General features: G+C 68.7%; 14 protein-coding genes and 1 pseudogene. 6 read left to right on the forward strand and 9 right to left on the reverse strand.

Going from position 1 to position 14,875, the window contains the following annotated elements:
* The 6 genes from AB0E98_RS04480 to AB0E98_RS04505 all read right to left on the reverse strand — a co-directional run.
* On the reverse strand, positions 1-1,314 hold a 1,314-nt coding region (locus AB0E98_RS04480), incomplete at its 3' end, for an RICIN domain-containing protein (protein WP_361698502.1).
* A gap of 67 nt (positions 1,315-1,381) precedes the next feature.
* Positions 1,382-2,101, reverse strand: coding sequence for a hypothetical protein (locus AB0E98_RS04485; RefSeq protein ID WP_361698504.1), 720 nt, complete (start codon positions 2,099-2,101; stop codon positions 1,382-1,384).
* 328 nt (positions 2,102-2,429) lie between these two features.
* A complete protein-coding gene (locus tag AB0E98_RS04490) occupies positions 2,430-2,933 on the reverse strand; it encodes a hypothetical protein (protein WP_361698506.1) in 504 nt (167 codons plus the stop codon).
* Positions 2,934-2,938: 5 nt separating this feature from the next.
* On the reverse strand, positions 2,939-4,054 hold the full coding sequence (locus AB0E98_RS04495; RefSeq protein ID WP_361698508.1) for a hypothetical protein: 1,116 nt from the start codon (positions 4,052-4,054) through the stop codon (positions 2,939-2,941).
* 130 nt (positions 4,055-4,184) lie between these two features.
* Entirely contained in the window at positions 4,185-5,711 is a 1,527-nt protein-coding gene (locus tag AB0E98_RS04500) for an RICIN domain-containing protein (RefSeq protein ID WP_361699329.1), read from the reverse strand.
* A 647-nt stretch (positions 5,712-6,358) separates the two neighbouring features.
* Positions 6,359-7,393, reverse strand: coding sequence for an IS110 family transposase (locus tag AB0E98_RS04505; protein ID WP_361698510.1), 1,035 nt, complete (start codon positions 7,391-7,393; stop codon positions 6,359-6,361).
* A gap of 849 nt (positions 7,394-8,242) precedes the next feature.
* On the opposite strand from AB0E98_RS04505, the pseudogene AB0E98_RS04510 reads away from it, so the two are divergent.
* Positions 8,243-8,815, forward strand: a pseudogene (locus tag AB0E98_RS04510) (zinc-binding dehydrogenase); the annotation flags it as partial.
* A gap of 233 nt (positions 8,816-9,048) precedes the next feature.
* The gene (locus AB0E98_RS04515; RefSeq protein ID WP_361698512.1) at positions 9,049-9,315 is read left to right on the forward strand and encodes a hypothetical protein; all 267 of its coding nucleotides are present in this window, start codon (positions 9,049-9,051) and stop codon (positions 9,313-9,315) included.
* A gap of 155 nt (positions 9,316-9,470) precedes the next feature.
* On the opposite strand, the gene AB0E98_RS04520 is transcribed toward AB0E98_RS04515, so the two are convergent.
* Positions 9,471-10,172, reverse strand: coding sequence for a response regulator transcription factor (locus AB0E98_RS04520; protein WP_361698514.1), 702 nt, complete (start codon positions 10,170-10,172; stop codon positions 9,471-9,473).
* A 22-nt stretch (positions 10,173-10,194) separates the two neighbouring features.
* The gene (locus tag AB0E98_RS04525) at positions 10,195-11,334 is read right to left on the reverse strand and encodes an ATP-binding protein (RefSeq protein ID WP_361698516.1); all 1,140 of its coding nucleotides are present in this window, start codon (positions 11,332-11,334) and stop codon (positions 10,195-10,197) included.
* 128 nt (positions 11,335-11,462) lie between these two features.
* Here AB0E98_RS04525 and AB0E98_RS04530 point away from each other — a divergent pair, with 128 nt between their 5' ends.
* Complete coding sequence (locus AB0E98_RS04530) at positions 11,463-12,134, forward strand: hypothetical protein (protein ID WP_361698518.1); 672 nt, start codon at positions 11,463-11,465, stop codon at positions 12,132-12,134.
* Here the strand turns inward: AB0E98_RS04530 and AB0E98_RS04535 are convergent.
* Positions 12,124-12,546, reverse strand: a complete 423-nt coding sequence (locus AB0E98_RS04535; protein ID WP_361699330.1) for a GNAT family N-acetyltransferase — start codon at positions 12,544-12,546, stop codon at positions 12,124-12,126. The two genes, AB0E98_RS04530 and AB0E98_RS04535, sit on opposite strands and share 11 nt — an antisense overlap.
* A gap of 257 nt (positions 12,547-12,803) precedes the next feature.
* Between AB0E98_RS04535 and AB0E98_RS04540 the strand changes: the two genes are divergently transcribed.
* The 3 genes from AB0E98_RS04540 (at position 12,804) to AB0E98_RS04550 (ending at position 14,809) form a co-directional block, all read left to right on the forward strand.
* Complete coding sequence (locus AB0E98_RS04540; RefSeq protein WP_361698520.1) at positions 12,804-13,382, forward strand: SRPBCC family protein; 579 nt, start codon at positions 12,804-12,806, stop codon at positions 13,380-13,382.
* Positions 13,383-13,500: 118 nt separating this feature from the next.
* Positions 13,501-14,139 (forward strand): DUF2867 domain-containing protein, encoded by a 639-nt coding sequence (locus AB0E98_RS04545; RefSeq protein ID WP_361698522.1) that lies wholly within the window; start codon positions 13,501-13,503, stop codon positions 14,137-14,139.
* 121 nt (positions 14,140-14,260) lie between these two features.
* Positions 14,261-14,809, forward strand: coding sequence for a hypothetical protein (locus AB0E98_RS04550; protein WP_361698524.1), 549 nt, complete (start codon positions 14,261-14,263; stop codon positions 14,807-14,809).
* Positions 14,810-14,875 lie beyond the last annotated feature (66 nt).

A 14,875-nucleotide genomic window follows, 5' to 3' on the forward strand; every position in this document is an offset into this window, starting at 1 on the left:
CTTCCCTTCCTCGTCCTGGAGTGACACCCAGACGCCGTCGTCGTGGCAGCCGACGATGTCGAGCCTGCCGTCACCAGTGGTGTCGGCGAGAAAACGGGGATGCTTGTCGACAAGCCAGCCTCCCGCCTTCTCGCCGTGGCCGAACGCCCGGAGGACGGGTTCGTCGGCGATCGGTGCGAACTTCCCTTCCTCGTCCTGGAGTGACACCCAGACGCCGTCGTCGTGGCAGCCGACGATGTCGAGCCTGCCGTCACCAGTGGTGTCGGCGAGAAAACGAGGGTGCTTGCCGACAAGCCACCCGCCGGCCTGCTGACCGTGTCCGAACGCCTTGAGGACCAGCTTGCCGCCCGCGGGCGCGAACGTCCCGCCCTTGTCCTGCAGGAACAAGCGGACGCCGTCGGCGGCCAGCACGACGACGTCGGGCCTGCCGTCGCCCGTCGTGTCCGCGAGAGTCCACAGGTCCGCAGGACTCGGGGAAGGTACGGGCTGATGCAGGACGCGCTCGCCGTCGTCGAACCTGCCGTCGCCTCGGCTGGACGACGTCACAGCCCCCTTCGCGGGCTTGAGCCCTACGATGTCCGCCCGCCCTGCTCCTGTGACGTCGGCGAGGAACCGTTCACCGAGTCCGGCCCACCAGGCCGGTTGCCCGCTGTGCGAACCGTTGGCTCCGGCGCTCTTCCACCCGCCGGCGTCCTGGTCGCTCCCGAATGCCTGGAGGACCAGCAGCATGTCGCTGAAGGAGGGCGCAGCGCCGGGTGCCGGCCGCAGGGCGGTCGAGCGGGCCAGCCGCCAGGACCGCCGGCCGTTCCAATGGCTCAGCGGTGCCCAGCGCAGCGCGGGGTCGCTGGTGCGCTCGGGCTCGGCCGGGACGAACCGCCATCGCTGGCTCTCCGCGCCGTCGTCGTACTCGCGCAGGACGATCCGGGTTTCATCGTCGCCGGGGTCGGCGAGGTCGAGCACGGCCCCATCGGAAGCGCCCTCGATGAAGTAGAGGCCCGCCTCACCCTCAACAGGCACGACGCGCCACTGCTGGCCCTTCTTGCCGGCGGCGGCGTCCCACTGGCGGACGCCGCGGTCCGCCGCGGCGGGGTTGTCGAGCACCTTGCCGCCGACCGCGTTGCGGATCGCATATGCCTGGTCGCCCTGCGCGGGCTGCACGGGGGTGAGCTGCCACTGCTCCGGGCTCGGGCCGCCGTCGGGGAAGTCGCGGACGACGAGCGCCCCGTCCGCGCTCGGCGCGGCCCTGGCGCCGAGGCTCTTCCCGGTGGCGGCGTTGACGATCTCCAGTTTCAGTTCTTCCGTGGGCACGGGCATCGTGGTGCCTCTTCCAGACGGTGCGGGCGTTGACTCGGGACGGCTGTGGCGCGGTGGTGGCCGCGGGTCACGTGAAGACGTGGTGGTAGGGGACGCTCCACTCGTTGGGCAGCCGCGGGTAGAACGTGTTGATGACCGTCCCGGTGAAATCCCCGCCCCAGTTGTAGGTGACACGCGCCTCGACGTCGGCCGCCACCGCGTGGTCCTTGAACCCGAGAATGGCGTCGGGGTGGGTGATCGGCACGAAGGTGATCCCGCCCCACGGCGTCACGGTGACGACCCAGAGCTGGGTGTCCTCGGGTGCGCCGTTCTTCCCGCGCCACTTGTCGCCGACCTTGTCGGGGAGGCCGAGCTGGACGGTGTCGGCCGTGCTCTTGGGGGCCTCCTGGTGGACGGTGATGCGCCGGCGCTGCGGCTTCGGCGCGCCGTCGTCGCCGCGACCGGCGTCGACTCCGCCCGCGCCGGAAGGCTTGGGCGACACCTGGCCCGCGGCGCTCTCGATGAAGTACAGCGGTCGCTGCCCGAAGAAGCCGGCGGGGGTGATGTGCCAGAGGTGGCCCTGTGCCTCCTTGGTGGCCGGATCGAGCGCGGTGGCCAGTTTGACCCCCTTGTCGTGGCTGTCCTCCTTCAGCTCGGCGGGCCGCAGGTAGCCGCCGTTGAAGGCGTGGACGAGCATGACCGGCCGATTCTCGAGCAGCGCTGCCACGATGGCGTTGTCGTAGCTGTTCACCGCCACCGGGCCGCCGACCACCAGATTCGCCATCGCCGTGCGTTCTTGGGTGTACATCGCGGAAACCTCACCTGTTCTGGATGTGGAGAACGAAGCATGGGGCGCTCAATGCAGTGGTCCGGCACGCGGAATTACCGCAAGCCCAACCGCCCTCGATCGAAGAACTCAGAAAACGCATGGCCGGCCGAGACGAATACCATCGTCCACAGCAACATCCGAGGTCACAGCGCTCGCAGGCAGGACTATCGGAACGTCATCGACCAAGCGATCGACAGACCTCACGGCATCGCCAAATCCGGCGGCGAGTTGAGAATTCACCGAACCTTGACGACTCGGTTGAGTGTGATGAGGGACGGCCTGGCCTTGACCCCTCAGAATCCGTGCGTCAGCTGGAACCAGACGGCTTCTCGGCGGTCGCCTTGGGCGCCTTGGGGGCCTCCACCTTGGGGGTCTCCGGGGCCTTGGGGGCCTTGGCGTAATCGCTCTTCTTCGGCCTGTCCTCCAGGTCCTCGTTCTTCTTCAGGCCGTCGGTCTCCTTCACCGTCGCACTCGACTCCTTCATGCCGGCGGCCGCCGCCGTGGACACCGAGCCGGGATCCCGCGCGAACTGGGCCTGCGCACCGGCCGACGCCTGGGTGGTCTGAATGAAGGAGCCGAGGAAGCCCAGGATGGCCCGCGCTTCGGGCGACTGCTCCTGCACGACCTTCGCCCGGGAGGAAGCCCCGTGGATCGAGTTGCTGAACAGGCTCGTGCTCGTGTCGTCGTACGTGCCGTCGTCGGCGTCCTCGAAGTCGACGCCCGCACCCGGCTGCGGCTTGGTGCCGTCGGTGGTCACCGAGAAGAGCCCCGCGCCCTTGCTCGCGGATGTGAAGATGTTCTCGAACACCATGGTCGTCACTCCTCGTCATCCGCTGAAGGGTGCTTGTGCAGCGCTCGGTCGCTGCCGGTCAGGCTCTCCCCGTCGAACATCGTGTGGTGGACGTCCAGGGCGGAGACGACCTCGGCCCACCCGTGCATCAGGAAACCGCCGCCGGCCAGGTCGAGGTCGCCGATAGGGCGGGCGACCACCTTGTCGAGGCCGGGGTAGTCCCCGGACTGCGGAGGAGACAGGACCGCCACCGGCACGTCGTACTTCACCGCGATGAAGCCAGAGAAGGTCACCGGGATCTCGTACCTGTAATGCTTGCAGCAACGCCGCTGCGTGACGATGGTCTGCACGCGAGAACCCGGCGGGACCTGGCCGGAGATCTGCGACTTCGAGGCCCAGCTGGTGCTCAGGGTGCCGCCGACGGAAGCCTGGATGCCCAGCATCAACTGGGCGTGGAGCGTCGCGCTACCGGTGGCACTGCCCTGCGTCGTGAAAGCCTCCGAGTTCGTCACCGAGTTCGAGGCGGAGTTCGTCGCCGCGTTCCTGGTGGCCGTCTCGGTGGTGTTGGCGTTGTCGGCCCCGACGTTGTCCTTGCTGTTCTTGTTGGTCGCCGTGTTCGCGTTCTTGTTCGACATCTCGTTCTGGCACTGCGTCTGGAACTGCGACTGGAGGTCCATCTTGAGCTGGTTCTGCAGCTGCAGCTGGAGCTGTGCGCCGACGTTGCCGCCGAAGGTGAGCTGGGCCGACCCTTGAAGCGACCACGTGACCGAGTTCGACACGGTGAAATCGACCGAGTCGTTGAAGGTCATCGGAGACGTCTGACTGCGGTTGACGTAATCGCGGCAGGAGAACGTGTCGGGCGGAGGCTGGTCGACGTCGCACCGCTCCTCGATCAGCGGCTCCCCGAGGTTCATGTACGCGAGCCAGCCCAGCTGGAACGCGGTCCCGGGGAAAACACCGAAGCTCGACTTGTTCACGGAAAACCCGACGGGCTTGTGCCGCACGCCGTAGTCGTCGACGTAGACCAGGTTGGGGTGGCCCAGGATGGACTGCCAGTTCTGCGCGATCTTCAGTTCCCGCAAGTTCTTCTTCGTCAGCGGCTGCCGCTTGCCCCGGTCCAGGTTGTACGCGTTGGAAGGCATTCACCGTCCTCGACTGATCTGGCCGAACCGCGCTCGGCGCAATGGAACCAGGCATCTGCGCGCGTTCCGACGACCGAAGTTGTCACGGGCTCCATCACCCGGGAAGGCATTCCCGTGGAACACTCACGCGTCACACGGGGAGCAGCTGCCACTGCCGGTCCCGGTGGTCGCCCTCCGACCCGTCCTGCTTGATCACCGTGCGGGCGTTGGTGTCGACTCGCAGAAGCAGACCGCTGTTCCGGTTCGCGATCTCGTACACCCGCGGGGTGTCGGTCACGGAGCCCACCGGGATCAGCCGCCAGTGCTGGTGGTGCGCGTCGGCACCTTCGTAGGCACGCTGCGCCACCACCGCCCCGGCCGCCTGCTGCGCTCCGACGACCTCCAGAACCTTGCCGCTGCGCACGTTCTCGATCCTGTACAGGACATCGTCCTTGTCCTGGCCCGCCGCGACCAGCCGCCACCGCTGGTGATCCCTGGCGACGGCGAGCGACTGGTGGACCTCGGCCCCGTCCTGGGTGGACTCACGCACGACCCCCATCCGCAACCTGCTCCGGACATTGGCCCAGGAAACCACCGCGCCCGACTCGGGCAGCCCGGCCATCCTCGCCGACGCGACCTTCCGAACCCGGTTGTTGACGTGGTCGGCGATGTAGAGGGCGTCGACACAGTCCACGGCGAGCCCGAACGGGTAGTTCAACTGGGCCGAAGCGGCCGGGCCGCCGTCACCACCGAAGCTCGCGGCACCCGTGCCGGCGACTGTGCTGATCTTCCCGTCAGCTGTAACCTTCCGGACTCGGTGGTTGCTGTAGTCGGAGATGTAGAGAGTGCCGGCGCTGTCCACCACCACCCCCACGGGGAAGTTCAGCCGGGCCGAGGTTGCCGGACCGCCGTCACCACCGAAGCCCGCCGCGCCCGTGCCGGCGACCGTACTGATCTTCCCATCGGCCGTAACCTTCCGGACCCGATGGTTGGCGTAGTCGGAGATGCAGAGGCTGCCGGTGCTGTCCACCGCCACTGCGAACGGGCTGTTCAGCTGGGCGGAAACCGCTGGACCACCGTCCCCCGTGAAGCCTGCGGCCCCGGTCCCCGCGACCGTGCTGATCTTCCCGTCAGCTGCAACCTTCCGGACCCGATGGTTGCCGTGATCAGTGATGTAGAGGGTGCCGGTGCTGTCCACCGCCACCCCCAACGGGGTATGCAACCGGGCGGCGATGGCGGGGCCGCCGTCACCGCTGAAGCCTGCGGCGCCCGTGCCGGCGATCGTGCTGATCTTCCCATCGGCCGCGACCTTCCGGACCCGGTGGTTGCTGGTATCGGTGATGTAGACGGCGCCTGCGCTGTCCACCGCCACCTCGCGCGGGTAGTTCAACTGGGCCGAGACGGCAGGACCGTTGTCCCCGCTGAATCCCGCGGCCCCGGTCCCCGCGACCGTGCTGATCTTCCCGTCAGTCGTGATCCTTCGGACTCGGTGGTTGCTGTGGTCGGAGAAGTAGAGGGTGCCGGCACTGTCCACCGCGACCCCGTACGGACGGTTCAACTGAGCCGAAACAGCGGGCTCGTTGTCTCCTTTGGATCCCGCAGTTCCGTTTCCTGCGACTGTGCTGATCGAAGGAACGAAGGGCTCGCTACCTGTGGCCGCCGCGTGGGCAGTGCTCATCGCCATCCCTTCAGCGTTCGCCCGACCGCCCACTACAGACGGTTTTCGGGCGACTCCATAGAGCCACGAGGGTGCCGGGGTCGACAAGGGTCACTTCTGAGCCATTGCCGTGGAGCACGATGACGGGACACCGAACCGCATGAGTGACCGACCCCGCCGACGCCCGGACGCGAGACTGCTCGGCCGCGGCGGCCCCAGAGCCCGCGGGCCCCGAGGCCGGGCTCGCCCGTATGAGGGGGCAGTGATGGGACCCGGGCAACCGCGGCGAGGGATGAGCCGACCCGCCCATCCACAGGACCCTGGACCGCCGCCTGCCGAACTGGTCCCCGTCCGCCGACGCCCCGCAGACCGCTGCCGACGACGTCCACCGAGCCACCGGCAGCCCTTTGAGCGAGCCGGCCGATGCACCGGTCAGGGACTTGACCTGTCAGGACTTCGGCACCGCTCGTGCGGGACCGCATTGGGGCCTGATCGGCGAGGGCTGTCCGGTATCGCTCGCCAACCAGTGCTGAGGCTCAGCTCGGCGGGGAGCCGGGGGTGACTGCGCCCGACCCATACACGCGCCCCGATAGCACGGCGCACGCAGAACCCCCGCCGACAGCTGCCCGACGGGGGTTCCTCACCTCTCACGTGCTGTCACACAGCCCCTATGAGCGGGGTCCTTGCGGTAGGTATCTGACCAGGTGAAAGACCTCCCGGGCCGCGTAGCGTTTGAGGCAACGGACGATTTCGCGTCGGGTCTTGCCCTCCTTGATCCGGCGCTCGTAGTAGTCCTGGGTGCGCGGGTCGACCCGCAGGCGGGTGAACACGATGCGATGCAGCGCGGCATTGGCCTGACGGTCACCACCACGGTTGAGACGACGGAACTGCCGCCGTCCCGAGGAACGCTCGACGGGACTGACCCCGCACAGCGCGGCAAAGGCCGCCTCGCTGTCCAGCCGTTCCGGGTTGTCCCCCACCGTGATCAGCAAAGTGGCGGCCGTATCCGGGCCGATCCCCACCACATCGAGCAGCTGCGGAGCATGACCTTCCACGAGCCGGGCCAGGCGTGCCTCCACCTCCCGGATCTGCTCGGAGAGCTGGCCGATCCTGGATGCCAGCAGACCCAGCGTGATCCGAGTGGCCTGCAGCACCGACTCCTCGCCGAACTCTTGCTGCCTGCTCGCGTCGGTGAACCGTGCGCAGGTACGGAAGAGTTCGGCGTTGCCCAGTTGTGCGAGTTCTTCCCGCAAGACGGGCTCGGCGGTCACCAGGACGGCCTTGAGCTGGTTGATGGCCTGGGTACGGGCTTTGACAGCCGACGCCTTCGTGAGCTTGTACATTCTGGCGATCTGCACCGGTCCGTCACCGGATTTGGCCCGGGCGTAAGCTCGCCCGCTCAACACGGCCCGTGCCGCGTTCTGGGCGTCGAGCGGATCGGTTTTGCCGCGCTGGCGGCGATCTGCCCGGTCGATTCGGTTTACGTCGAACACGTCCACGCCCTGGGCCAGCAGGTAGCGGGTCAGAGAGGCCCCGTAGGAGCCGGTCCCCTCCACGCCGGCCCGCGTCACGGTTCCCGACTTCCTGGCCCACTTCAGCAGAGCGCGGTAGCCCACCGCGGTGGCCCGAAACTCCTCGGTGCCAAGGACTGCCCCGGACAAGGAGAGCACCGCAGCCACATGCGCATCCCTGTGCGTGTCCACCCCCAAGACCACCTCCCCCACAGGACGGCGACGGCGTGGTCGCGGAGCAGGGGATGACCTACTGGGCACGGTCGAAGTGGACATGCCTGATCCCTTCCGGTCCGATGACGTGTCGCGTTGCCGGTACCGGGCCGCGTCAGGCGGTCTGAATCGTGAAGACGCCACAGCGATCGACAGGCCCCTATCGGGACACACCCCGCCAGCCCGGCACCAACAACGCACCATCCCCGGCCAGAGGCCGACACTGTGTGACTTAGACACTTCGGTCAGAAAAGTCATGAGTCAGACCCCACGACCCGGGACAGCACCCACCCATCCTCCCGCCCCACACGCCACATCAACCCCTGTGTTCAAACCCGATCGACAGTGGGGGCTATTCGACAGTCGACGCCCAGCACCGACAGCACGTGCGCGAACAATGACAGTGGCGGCGGGTCTGCTCGGAGGGCCTTGCACTTCTCGCCGTCGAAACCGGGCGGGCAGCCGCCCGTCGAGCACACTGCAGCTGACCGAGCTGAACCCCAGATCGCACCTCGATCCCAACACCCCCTTCACGGCACACAGTGTTCGACGTGAAGGATGGGGGCGATCGCGTGCCAGTTCGGCACGCCGCTCGTTATGCAGCGCAGTCGATGCGTCGGTCGGGCAAGCGCTGATGGCTCTTGTCCACCCACCACTGGAGGGGCCCATGGGTGACCGGAGCACCATCGAGTGGACTGAAGCGACCTGGAATCCCGCCACAGGATGCGACCGGATCTCTCCTAGCCATGCTGACGCCCCCTTCGGCAGACCACTCAGTCGGCTGCCGGTACACCCTGCGGACCCTACCCGCTGTAGACCCACCCCCCTGCCGGGCTCACCTCGCTGCGGCTGCTGCGGGTCGCGGGTGACGTAACGGGTCGCAGGATCCTGATCACCGGCGCCTCGGGCGGGGTCGGCCACTACTTCGTCGAGCTGGCCACGGCGGCCAGGGCGCGGATCACCGCGGTTTCCGGTTCGGTCGAGCGCGGACGGCGGCTGCTGGAGCTGGGAGCCTCCGAGGTGGTTCAGGATGTCGCCCAGGCCGCCGGGCCGTTCGAGGTCGTCCTGGAGAGCACCGGCGGGACGAACCTGCCAGTCGCACTGGCCAGGATGGCCCGCCGGGGCAGGCTGGTGTGGTTCGGCAAAGCCAGCCGGCAGCCGGTAACGCTGGACTTCTTCGACTTCTTCGCGGGTCCGGAGTCAGCCACACTGCGCCACTTCCACTACGCCGACTCCGACACCACCTACGGTGAGGATCTCCACACCCTGGTCACGTGGGTCGCCGGCGGACGCCTGCACCCGGAGATCGGCCTGGTGGCCGACTGGACCGAGACCGCCGACGTCCTGGACCGGCTGCGCGCTCGCGGAATCCGCGGCAACGCCGTCCTCACCGTCGCCTGACCGCCCGGCCCGGCGGCCCCACGAAACCGGCTTGATCAACCTCGCTTCGACCGGCTCGCTCCGATCGACGATCATCACGAAGGAAAAAGCACAATGAACACCGCCACCGACCTGAAGGCAGTCGTCGTCCGCTACGTCGAAGCTGTGCGCGACGGCGACGCCCAGGTCATCTTCGACAGCTTCGCCGAGGACGCCACCTGGTCCTATCCGGGCAGCCTGCCGATCTCCCGGCTGTGGGAGGGCCGCGATGCGACTTCCTCGGCGGCATGGGCCGCTACCTCGATACCTCGGCCCCCGTCGTCATCGAGCTGGTCAACGCCTTCACCGAGGGCGAGCAGGTGCTCGCCGAATGGACATCGAAGGCCACGGCCGCGAACGGTTCCGGCTACGACCACCGGTGCGCGCGGGGGTCTTCACGGTCCGGGACGGGAAGATCACATCGGTGGTGGAGTACGCGGACACTCACCACGTGGCGGTCGGCGCTGTTCCCGCAGGACTGACAGCAGACGAAACCGTGGGCCAGAACCGCATCGGTTCCGGCCCACGCCGCTGCCTGCCTGTCGAAGGCCGCCCCCGCCCTGGCTTCGAGTACGTCGGCGTCGTACCGCCTATCGCAGCAGCCTGCGAGGGCACCAGGTCGAGGACGTGCTCGGCGCTATCCGACGACGTTGTCACCCGAAGCGCACACCCCGCTGCGGAACGCCCAGGCTGCGATCCCGACCCGGTTCCGTGCCCCGACCTTGTGCTGGATGCTCGCCACGTGGTTCTTCACCGTGCCGGGGGAGATGAACAGCTCGGCGCCGATCTCCGCGTTCGTGCCGCCTTCGGCCAGGAGCCGGACGATCTCGAGCTCCCGTTGGGTCAGCGACACCGCGGCCTCCTGTCGTCCGCCTGGCTCGGCAAACCCGTAGTGCCGCAGCAGCCGCACCGTGACCTGCGGGCTGATCAGGGTGTCGCCGGCCATCGCCGCGCGGACCGCCTCGATCAGCAGCGCCGGACCCGACCGCTTGAGCAGGAACCCGGACGCGCCGTGACGGAGTGACGCGTGCACGTACTCGTCGAGGTCGAACGTCGTCACCACGATCACGCGGGCCGGTTCGGCGACGTCCGGACCGGCCAGTAGCCGGGTGACTTCGAGGCCGTCGAGGCGCGGCATGCGGATGTCGGCCAGCACGACGTCCGGCTTGAGGTGACGTGCCAGCTCGACCGCGGCGGCCCCGTCGGCGGCCTCGCCGACCACGCGCATGTCCGGCTGGGCGTCGAGGACCATGCGGAAGGCGACACGGATGTTCTCCTGGTCGTCGGCCAGCAGGATGCGGGTCGGCACCGTGCCTGTCGGTCCCGTCGTTCCGGTCATACCCGTCACTCCCGTCCTGGCGTCATCTCCGCGCCATCGATTCCGCCGCGTCCACCGTGTCCGCGATCGGCAGCTCCGCGGCGAGCCGCCAGCCACCGCCCTCCCGAGACCCCACACGCAACGTGCCGCCCAGCGACTCGAGCCGCTCGGCCAATCCGGGCAGACCGAGTCCGCCGCGCCGCTCGGCCCGCCCGCTCGACACCCGCTGCTCGATCCCGTCGTCGACTACTTCGACGGTCAACGTGCCTGCGGACATGGCGACCGTCACACCGACCTCCCGGGCATCGGGTGCGTGCCGTCGCACGTTGGTGAGCGCTTCCACCACCACGCGGTACGCCGTCGCCGCCGCCTCTCGGCGCACGGCGCCGGTGTCGGCGGCGATCGCCAACCGCACCCGGGCCGACGTGGTGCCGGCGAAGCGTTCCACCAATCCCGGCAGGTCGTCCAGGCTCTGTGCGGAGTGCCGCGGGACGCCGTCGGTCTCGTCGGCGCGCAGCATGTGCACGGTCCGGTCCATCGAGCGCAGCGCCCGCTGCCCGGCGTCCTCGATCCGGGCCAGCGCGTCCGCCGCCGCGTGCGGGTTCTGCGCGACGACGAACCGCGCGGCCTGAGCCAGTGCGACGATCTCGCTGACGTCGTGCGCGACGAAGTCGTGCAGATCGCCGGCGAGCTCCAGCCGCTGGTCGCGTCGCGCACCGGCAACCGAGGCCCGGCGCCGGTCGTCCAGGACCCTGAGATACGCCGAACCGACCACCGCGCAGGTGGCCGTGATCGACCAGAACAGGCATCCGCCGACGACGCCGCGAACCGAGTCCTGTGACCAGTCCCTGAGCACCATCGTGCTCACCGCGAGGTGGACGAAGGCCCCGGACGTGACCGCGACCGGAAGCGGCGCGGTACGCACCGTGGGCACGCTCGCCCCGAGCAGCAGCAGCGCTTCGAACGTCCCGTAGGTTCCGCCGGTGATTCCGAGCACACCATGAGCGACACCGGCGACCATCAGGGCTGTCACGCCGAGCGAGACCGTGGCGGCAGCAACGGCCAGCGGGTCGAGCATCCTGCGGAGCCGGCCACGCGAGGCGGCCGGAGCCAGGAAGGCGGTCGTGGCATGAGCGAGGGCCACCAGCGCCGCCGACACCGCGGGAAGGATCGTGATCAGCACCCTATGACAGTACGGGGGCCCGACGCGGTGCCTTCCGTGCCGATCAGCACCCCGCGTCAGCCGCGGGCCGTCAAGAAGTGCCGATCGGCATATGTCGGGTGCCCGGGCGGCAACCGGAACCTTGAATCATGACCATGGATTCGATCTCGATCACCTCCGGGACCGCGGCGGTGCCGGCCGCCGCGTCGGTCGTCCCCAAGTGGGCACACCGCGCGGCCCACGCGATTCCACTCGTGGTACTGCCGTCGAGCCTGTGGCGGTTTCTCCTTCTCGGCGGCGTCTCAGGCCTCGACAACGCGGGATCCGGTTACCGGCCAAGCCCGGCCGGCTACATCTATGTGGCGTTCCTCAGCTTGTTCTCGGAAGGGGTCGCGCTTTTGGCCTTCGGCCTGGTCCGGCCGTGGGGTGAACGAGTACCGCGATGGATACCGTTCCTCGGCGGCCGCCGCGTTCCCGTCAAAGCCGCCGTGATCCCGGCCGCCACCGGCGCGTTCCTGCTCACAGCCCTTTCCCTGTATTTCTTCCTGAACAAGTGGATCTTTCACTTCCACCCCGGCCCCACGGCAGGACAGAGCGGGCACGTGGAGTTCGAGGCCCACGGCTGGTCGATGGTGCTGTTCGTGTGCTGCTACGTGCCGGTCCTCGCCTGGGCCCCGCTGCTCGCCGCCCTCACCTACGCGTACTTCAAGCGCCGCACCACCATCGGCGACATGCTGCTCGCCGACGCCCGGCCGAGTTCGAGGCCGAAGACGCCCAGCCGGCCGCGCACTGCCCGGCGCCATGCACGCACTATCGAATAACGATCCATACATCGCCCGGCAGCCCCGGCTGATCGAGCACCGGACGGACCGCCTCGGTCCACGCGTCCCCGGCGACCTGGCCGGCCACCCGCCGCCAGAACCGCGCCGCCCTCGCGTTGGCCTCCTGGAACGCTATTTCCCACGGCCCGGGATGCGCCGCGATCACCTCCAGCGCCAGTCGTGTGCCCCATCCGCCCCGCCGCGCGCCGCGGACTATGAAGAAGCTGTTCAGCACCCGCGCCGGAGCGTCCAGCCCGCGTACGAGAGCAAAGCCGGCCGGCCGGTTGCCGAGGAACGCCAGATGCGCGGCCCAACCGGGATCGCCCAGTGCCGAGCGCAGCCACTCGTCCCGGAACGTGCCGTCCGGGTGCGGCAGCACCTCGCGGAACTCCGACAGGTCGTGCCGGTACATCAGCCACAGCCGTTCCAGCAGCGCCCTGTCCGCCGCAGATGCCGCAGACACCCGCCGAATCTCCAAAGACTCCATCCGTTCCACCTTTCGTGAAAACGCGAAGGGGCCACACCTGACGGTGATCTACGCCAGGTCGGTCGTCACCAGTCGATAGCCGTCGAGCTCGGTCGTCGCAGCGGCTTGGCCGCGCCGCCAAATGGAGAGTACTCTCTATTTCAATTGGAGGGGCTTCTCTACTACCTGGGAAGGGCTGCATCATGGCAGTGCTGAACGTCCACGAGCGCCGGATCCCGGCGTCATCCGAGCAGGTCGGCGCCCTGATCGATGCTCTGGCCGGCGCCGACGACCCGCTGTGGCCGCATCCGACCTGGCCGAGGATGAAGCTGGACCGCGGCCTGGTGGTCGGGTCGCGGGGTGGCCACGGCCCTATCGGATACACCGTCGCGGCCTACGTGCCCGGCCAGTGGGTGCGGTTCCGGTTCTCGGCACCGCGCGGCTTCAAGGGGTTCCACGAGTTCACCGTCTCCTCCGACGAACCAGGCGGCACCGTGCTCCGCCACGTCATCGCGATGCGGCTGCACGGCACCGCCCGGCTCGCCTGGCCGCTGGCCTTCCGCTGGCTGCACGACACCCTGATCGAGCAATGCCTGGACCGGGCGCTTGGCGCCTTCCAACCGGAGGACTGTGATCACCGGAGGATGGCACCGCATGTCCGACTGCTGCGTTATGTGACGTCGCAGACAGCAGGCCGAGGGAGGCGGCCGGCGCCGGAACCGGAATCGCGTCGGGCCCCCACAGCGGGGGACGCGACAGCACCAGCCGCGCCCGCCCGGTGACCGGAACGCACGCTTCGGCCCGGGCCGAGCAGCGGGGCGTGCGAAGCACGACCGTGGCCTGTTCATCCTCATGAAAATCCTGACAAGCGGCGCAGCATACTTCGATCGGAGTGCATCCATGCGGCTCCCCAGCACGGCCCACACGACGCAACCCTGGCTGATCCACGAGATCGCCGCCGATTTCCGGTTGGAGGATGTCTGGGCGCTGCCGACCCCCGGCGGACCGGACGGCTTTGCGACCCTGGTATCGGTGCTCCAAGACGGCGACTTCCAGCAGGACGCCCCGAAGGCCGCGCGCCTGTTGTGGCGGCTGCGCTGGAAGGTCGGCGCCGCAGTGGGTGTGGATGGGAACCGGGATGGACTCGACACCCGGGTGCAATCCCTGCGCCACCGGCTGCCGCCGGAGCTGCGCGAGGCCGCGGCTACCCGGCCCGACGAGGGTCGGTCGCCGTTCACGTTCCTTTACGAGCTGGGCAATGAGCGCGCCGCGGAGATCGCAAACCGGACCATGCACGGAGTCGTGCACCTGGGCTGGGTCCCCAACGGCGAGGGCGGCTGGCGCGGCCAGATGGCTGTCCTGGTCAAACCCAACGGCCGGCGCGGGACCGCCTACATGGCCGCGATCAAGCCTTTCCGGCACCTGATCATCTATCCGGCCATGATGCGTTCCTGGGAACGCCGCTGGCAGCACCAATGGGAGAACGGCACCAAGGTGCCGACCCTGCGGCACCACGATCCACCGGCGATCCGACCTTGAGCAAGGAGGTTTCGAACATGGTCGTCCACATAACCGGCTCTCGCCGTCATCGCAGGTGTGATGCGGCATGAGAATCCCAGCCGAGGGCTCACACCTCGATGCCCTGGCGGATCCACGAGACATGAGCCGAGACCATCCCGACGCCGCGCGTCGAGGCGTGACCGCCTTCACCACCGACCCGGCCCCGGCGCCGCGTTGGGCGGTCCTGGCCGCGCATGCCGCAGCCCTCACCACCGTGCCTTCGGGGCTGTGGCGAATCGCGCTGGGCCTCGGCCTACCCGTCGGCTACAGCCATGACGTGCTCCGCGACTCCTTCCACATCCCGGGTTGGGGCATCGTCTACGTGATCGGCCTCAGCGTGGTCTCCGAGGCGCTCGCCCTGCTGACGCTCGGGCTGGTCCGGCCGTGGGGCGAAGTCGTTCCCCGGTGGATCCCGGTCCTCGGCGGACGGCGCGTCCGTCCTCTCGCCGCCGTCATCCCGGCCGCCTTGGGCGCGGTGGCTCTCACCGTCATCTGGAGCGGGTTCCCGTTGTGGTGGACCGTTGAGCACCGCCCGGCGTTCAGCGGGCCTTGGCGCGACATAGTCGGGGTCCTGTATCAGCCTCTGGTCCTGTGGGGTCCGTTGCTCGCCGCCGTCACCTTCTCCTACTACCGACGCCACCGCCGCTGAGGTGGTCCGTTTCCGATATGCCATCGGCCCGAGGAGGTCTTCGGCGCAGCCCAACCCGTCAGCCAT

The organism is Streptomyces sp. NPDC037389 (assembly GCF_040636475.1).
Classification (GTDB): Bacteria; Actinomycetota; Actinomycetes; order Streptomycetales; family Streptomycetaceae; genus Streptomyces; species Streptomyces hesseae.

Coding starts and splice junctions, on each gene's coding strand:
- AB0E98_RS04485 (WP_361698504.1), bottom strand. CDS start 2,101: ATGTACACCCAAGAACGCACGGCGATGGCGAATCTGGTGGTCGGCGGC.
- AB0E98_RS04490 (WP_361698506.1), bottom strand. CDS start 2,933: ATGGTGTTCGAGAACATCTTCACATCCGCGAGCAAGGGCGCGGGGCTC.
- AB0E98_RS04495 (WP_361698508.1), bottom strand. CDS start 4,054: ATGCCTTCCAACGCGTACAACCTGGACCGGGGCAAGCGGCAGCCGCTG.
- AB0E98_RS04500 (WP_361699329.1), bottom strand. CDS start 5,711: ATGAGCACTGCCCACGCGGCGGCCACAGGTAGCGAGCCCTTCGTTCCT.
- AB0E98_RS04520 (WP_361698514.1), bottom strand. CDS start 10,172: ATGACCGGAACGACGGGACCGACAGGCACGGTGCCGACCCGCATCCTG.
- AB0E98_RS04530 (WP_361698518.1), top strand. CDS start 11,463: ATGACCATGGATTCGATCTCGATCACCTCCGGGACCGCGGCGGTGCCG.
- AB0E98_RS04535 (WP_361699330.1), bottom strand. CDS start 12,546: ATGTACCGGCACGACCTGTCGGAGTTCCGCGAGGTGCTGCCGCACCCG.
- AB0E98_RS04540 (WP_361698520.1), top strand. CDS start 12,804: ATGGCAGTGCTGAACGTCCACGAGCGCCGGATCCCGGCGTCATCCGAG.
- AB0E98_RS04545 (WP_361698522.1), top strand. CDS start 13,501: ATGCGGCTCCCCAGCACGGCCCACACGACGCAACCCTGGCTGATCCAC.
- AB0E98_RS04550 (WP_361698524.1), top strand. CDS start 14,261: ATGAGCCGAGACCATCCCGACGCCGCGCGTCGAGGCGTGACCGCCTTC.